This is a genomic window from Sphingobium sp. B2 (assembly GCF_007693735.1).
In the GTDB taxonomy this organism is placed as follows: Bacteria; Pseudomonadota; Alphaproteobacteria; order Sphingomonadales; family Sphingomonadaceae; genus Sphingobium; species Sphingobium xenophagum.
This window is the reverse complement of sequence record NZ_VDBZ01000018.1, coordinates 1-4,644: the sequence shown is the minus strand read 5'-3', so window position 1 is coordinate 4,644 and position 4,644 is coordinate 1. Positions and strand designations below refer to the sequence as shown.

Here is a 4,644-nt window from a genome sequence, read left to right as displayed (position 1 = left end):
TCGCCGGTGATGGCGGCTCGGCCGTCCCCGGTTGGCTGAAAGTTGATCGCGGTCGCCGTGCCCATCGTCGGCGGAGTCTCCATATCGCCGTCCATCAGCCGCTCGGCGCGCGGAAAGCTGTATTGGAGGATGCCACCGGCCGTCTTGCCCTCACCGCCCATCAACCGGTTGAGCGCGGCCACATCGAGGTCGAGCCGCGATGCGGCTGCGCTGGCCGAAGGCGATTGCGGCGCGGCGAGCGGGGTCCGACTGGCTGATAGCGCTTGCCGGAGCGCGGCCGCGAGCTTCACCGGGTCGCCGTGGCCGGCAATGTGCATGTACATGGTCGCAGGCGAAGAGCGGAGCAGGTGATTGTGGAGCGCGGTGATCGTAAAACCGCTTGCGAGCAGGCGGCTCAAAACGGGGTTCACCTCGTCGTGGGTCAGCACGAGATCGCCCATCACCATCGCCTCGTCGCCCATCGGCTGAAACGCCGCCCAAGAGCCGAGCGCGAGGGAGGGCTTGATCGTCACCCCATCCAGCGTAACGCTCAGGTCCGAACGCGGGAAGCTGTAGCGGTGAACGCCCCCCGGCTGTTCGGCCCCCGCTCGTCCTATCGCCCGGTCGACAGCCGACCAGTCCGGCGCTGCCCATGCCGGGCTTGCCAGCAGGAGGCTGGCGAATCCCAAGGCGATGGTCTTTTTCAGCATAATTGATCCTTCATCAGCGCACTCGACACGGAAAGCCTCACGTCATGCGAGCGCGCCGCCGGCGAGCCGCGACATTGCGCTCCGGTTTCTTTCTTCGGGATAAGCAGTCCTATGCTCATGAGGCTTGTGATGCAACCCTTACACTTGTAGGCTAGTGACGATACAACTATGACAAACACACAAGCTTCCCCTTGGTTGCTCCTGATCCCGCAGCTTCCGGCTAAGCCTGCCTATTTGCGGGTGAAGGTCTGGCGGCGTTTGCAGGCGATCGGGGCCGCGCCGCTCAAGAACGCCGTCCATGCGCTCCCCAATCGCGAGGACACGCGCGCGCTGTTCGAAGAACTGCATCGCGAGATCACCGAAAATGGCGGCGAGGCGCTGATCCTCGAAGCGCGCCTTGTCGGCGGCATGGGCGATGCGGAGCTGCGCGGAGTGTTCGACGCTGCGCGTGACGCCGACTATGAGGAGTTGGCACGCGAGGCGCGCGCGCTGTGTGAGGGCGAGTATGTCGCGGCGGCGGATGTGGGCCGCCTGCGCAAACGCCTGAACGAGGTCGCCGCGATCGACTTTTTCGGTGCGCATGGTCGGCAGGCGGCACAGGCCGCCATCACCGAGGCGGACCGCCGCTCTCACCAACATCCCGATGTGAGCGGCCCCGGTGCGCCCGAGCTGACCCCGGCGGAGCTAAAGCGCCGCGTTTGGGTGACGCGCCGCCATGTCCATGTCGATCGCATCGCGTCCGCCTGGCTCATTCGCCGCTTCATCGACCCCGAGGCGAGCTTCAAGTTCGTCGAGGGCAAAGGATATGTGCCGGAGCCTGACGAACTGAGGTTCGACATGGCGGACGCTGAGTTCACCCACGAAGGCGACCGCTGCTCCTTCGAGACCTTGGTGTTCCTCACCGGTCTCGAGACCGACCCCGCGCTGCGGGCGCTCGGCGAAATTGTTCACGACCTTGATATTGCCGATGCTCGGTTCGAGCGCCCGGAAACTCCGGGAGTGAGCGCGCTTATCGCCGGCATCTGTGCCGGCACCGACGACGACGAGGAGCGGATCGCGCGCGGATCGACCGCGCTCGACGGATTCTATGCTCACTTCACCCGGCGAAAAGAGGACTAAAGATGGAGGCCAGCGCACGCGCTGAAATCGCAGTCGAGACGCTGCACGAGCACGGCATCAGCTTTGGCGAGGCGGTGCGCGTCTGGATCAGGGTCGCGCTGCTCAGCTTCGGCGGACCGGCGGGCCAGATAGCGGTGATGCATCGCATCCTGGTCGAGGAGAAGCGCTGGATCGGCGAGGAGCGGTTCCTCCACGCGCTCAACTATTGCACGCTGCTGCCCGGCCCTGAAGCGCAACAGCTAGCTGCCTATATTGGCTGGTTGCTCCATAAGACCAAGGGCGGCCTGGTCGCGGGCGCGCTATTCGTGCTGCCCGGCTTCCTCGCGATTTTAGGGCTCAGCTATGTCTATGTGCTGCTCGGCGAAGTGGCGCTGGTCGAGGGCTTGTTCTTCGGATTGAAGGCCGCCGTGCTGGCGGTGGTGCTACAGGCGGTGGTCCGGGTGGGTTCGCGTGCCTTGAAGAACAACGTCATGCGCGGTTTTGCCGCGCTGGCGTTCGTCGCGATCTTCGTGCTCGACGTGCCCTTCCCGCTGATCGTGCTTGCCGCCGCGCTGATCGGCTTCTTCGGTGGCCGCGCTGGTTACGCCGCATTCAAGGGCGGCGGCGGACATGGTCCCGCCGGCGCTGAGATAATCCACGACCGCGACACCGCTCTTGGCGAGGGCCTTCCCGACCATGCCCGGCCGAACCTCTCTTGGTCGCTGCGCATCTCCGGCGTCCTGCTGCTGCTCTGGCTCGGGCCGGTCGCAGCGCTGCTGTTCGCGTTCGGCCCCGACGACGTGTTCAGCCGCATCGCCACCTTCTTCAGCCAGATGGCGGTGGTGACCTTCGGCGGCGCCTATGCGGTGCTCGCCTATGTCGCGCAGGAGGCAGTCGAGACCTATGGCTGGCTCCAGCCCGGCGAGATGCTCGACGGGCTCGGCATGGCCGAGACCACGCCCGGGCCGCTGATCATGGTGACGCAGTTCGTCGGCTTCCTCGCGGCCTTCCGCGAAGCGACCGGGCTGCCGCCGCTCGTCGCCGCGACCTTCGGCGCAATCCTCACCACCTGGGTTACCTTCCTGCCATGCTTCCTGTGGATCTTCGCCGGCGCGCCATTCATCGAGCGGCTGCGCGGCAACCGCGCATTGTCGGCCGCGCTTTCGGCGATCACCGCCGCAGTGGTCGGCGTGATCCTCAATCTGGCGGTCTGGTTTGGTATCCACACTCTGTTCGAGCAAGTCCGCGAAGTGCCGTTCGCAGCCGGCACCATCGATCTCCCAGTCCTAACGTCCGTCAACTGGCCGGCGCTGGCGCTCGCGGTGGGTGCGATACTCGCCATGTTCCGGTTCAAGGCCGGCATGCTGCCGGTGCTCGGCGTCTGCTCGGTCCTCGGGGCCGCATATGTAATGATCATCTGAAGGAGTGACGCGTGACGATCGACCATCTTTCCCGACGCAGTGCAATCGCAACTCTTGGCATCGGAGCCGCCGCCATGACTATCAACGAAGCCTCTGCGCAGACGCCGGCCGCAGCGCCGGCGGCTGTCCCCGCCTTTGCCGGAAATCATCAGGTCAAGCCGCTCAGGTTCAATCCCGCCAGGCTTCACGGCCTCTCCGAAAGGCTGATCACATCGCACCACGAGAACAATTATGCGGGCTCGGTCAAGGCCCTGAATATGATCGAGACACGACTTGCCGCCGCGCTCGCTGACACGGACCTGCCGCCGGTGGTCTATGGCGGATTGAAGCGCGAGGAGCTGCACCGCACCGGCTCGGTCGTGCTCCATGAGGTCTATTTCGACGGGCTCGGCGGCAACGGCCAGGCAGCCGGTTCCATCCGCGACGCGCTGGGCGCGGCGTTCGGCTCGTTCGACCGCTGGGAAGCCGACTTCCGCCGTACCGGGATGAGCCTTGCCGGCGGATCGGGCTGGTGCGTGCTCGTCTACAATCTCCACACGCGCTCGCTGCACAACCATTGGGCGTGGGATCATATGCACGGTGCGATTGCCGGCGTGCCGCTGCTCGCGCTCGATATGTACGAGCACAGTTTCCACATGGATTACGGCACCGCCGCCGCCAAATATGTCGACGCCTTCTTCCGCAACATCGACTGGGAAGTGGTCGACCGGCGCTATGCCGCGGCTTTGCGCGGCGGCGGCTGAACCCGACCGCCGTGGCTTAACACCCACTGCTGCGCGACACCTGAGTTCGCGACCACAAAGGGGACAGGTCCGATGGGGAGATGCAACAATGACATCCGGCCCGAACATCGCTCTTCTTTGGCGTGGGCAAGCAGCCGAGTGGACGCATCGCTTTCATGAAGCCCGGCAGTGGCCGATAATGCAGGCCTTGCGGGCGCTCGGGGCGACCGCAAGGCCTGTACTGTACAGGGACGAGGCGGTTCGCGAGATTCGGGACGAGCTGCTGTCGTGCGACGCAGTGCTGGTCTGGGTGAATCCGTTGGACATTTCAGGCGACCGCTCGCAGCTCGATCCAATGCTGCGCGAAGTCGCGGGGTGCGGCGTTGTCGTCAGCGCGCATCCTGACGTGATCGCCAAAATCGGCGTCAAGGAAGTGCTCTACACAACGCGATCCATGGAATGGGGCAGCGATGTCGATCGATACGTGGACGCTGAAGGCCTTCGCGCTCGTTTCCCCGAACATCTTGCCGCAGGCCCGCGCGTGCTGAAGCCGAACTACGGCAACGGCGGCAGGAATGTATGGCGTGTCCAACTAGACGAAGCGGGAAACGCTCCGGCTTTGAAAACGTCGGTGAAAGTTCAAGAGGCCCGCCAAGGAAGCAAATCGGAGCGCATCAGCCTAGCCGAGTGCTTGGAAAGGTGGGTGCCGTTTCT

At 64.8% G+C, this 4,644-nt stretch carries 5 protein-coding genes; 4 read left to right on the top strand and 1 reads right to left on the bottom strand.

Annotation, left to right across the window (positions count from 1 at the left end; genetic code table 11):
- On the bottom strand, positions 1-689 hold a 689-nt coding region (locus tag FE851_RS25735), incomplete at its 3' end, for an LppY/LpqO family protein (RefSeq protein WP_145206924.1).
- Between the two features lie 195 nt (positions 690-884).
- On the opposite strand from FE851_RS25735, the gene FE851_RS25730 reads away from it, so the two are divergent.
- From FE851_RS25730 to FE851_RS25715, 4 genes are all read left to right on the top strand, one after another.
- Positions 885-1,808, top strand: a complete 924-nt coding sequence (locus FE851_RS25730) for a chromate resistance protein ChrB domain-containing protein (protein ID WP_008603798.1) — start codon at positions 885-887, stop codon at positions 1,806-1,808.
- Positions 1,809-1,810: 2 nt separating this feature from the next.
- Positions 1,811-3,208, top strand: a complete 1,398-nt coding sequence (gene chrA / locus FE851_RS25725) for a chromate efflux transporter (RefSeq protein WP_145206923.1) — start codon at positions 1,811-1,813, stop codon at positions 3,206-3,208.
- Positions 3,209-3,282: 74 nt separating this feature from the next.
- On the top strand, positions 3,283-3,951 hold the full coding sequence (locus tag FE851_RS25720; protein ID WP_017184236.1) for a superoxide dismutase: 669 nt from the start codon (positions 3,283-3,285) through the stop codon (positions 3,949-3,951).
- A gap of 88 nt (positions 3,952-4,039) precedes the next feature.
- Positions 4,040-4,644, top strand: a 605-nt coding sequence (locus FE851_RS25715; protein WP_186378993.1) for a Cj0069 family protein, incomplete at its 3' end; no start/stop codon positions are given.

What these genes read in the sequence shown, in the direction of transcription:
- chrA (WP_145206923.1), top strand. Translation starts at nt 1,811, where the DNA reads ATGGAGGCCAGCGCACGCGCTGAAATCGCAGTCGAGACGCTGCACGAG.
- FE851_RS25720 (WP_017184236.1), top strand. Translation starts at nt 3,283, where the DNA reads ATGACTATCAACGAAGCCTCTGCGCAGACGCCGGCCGCAGCGCCGGCG.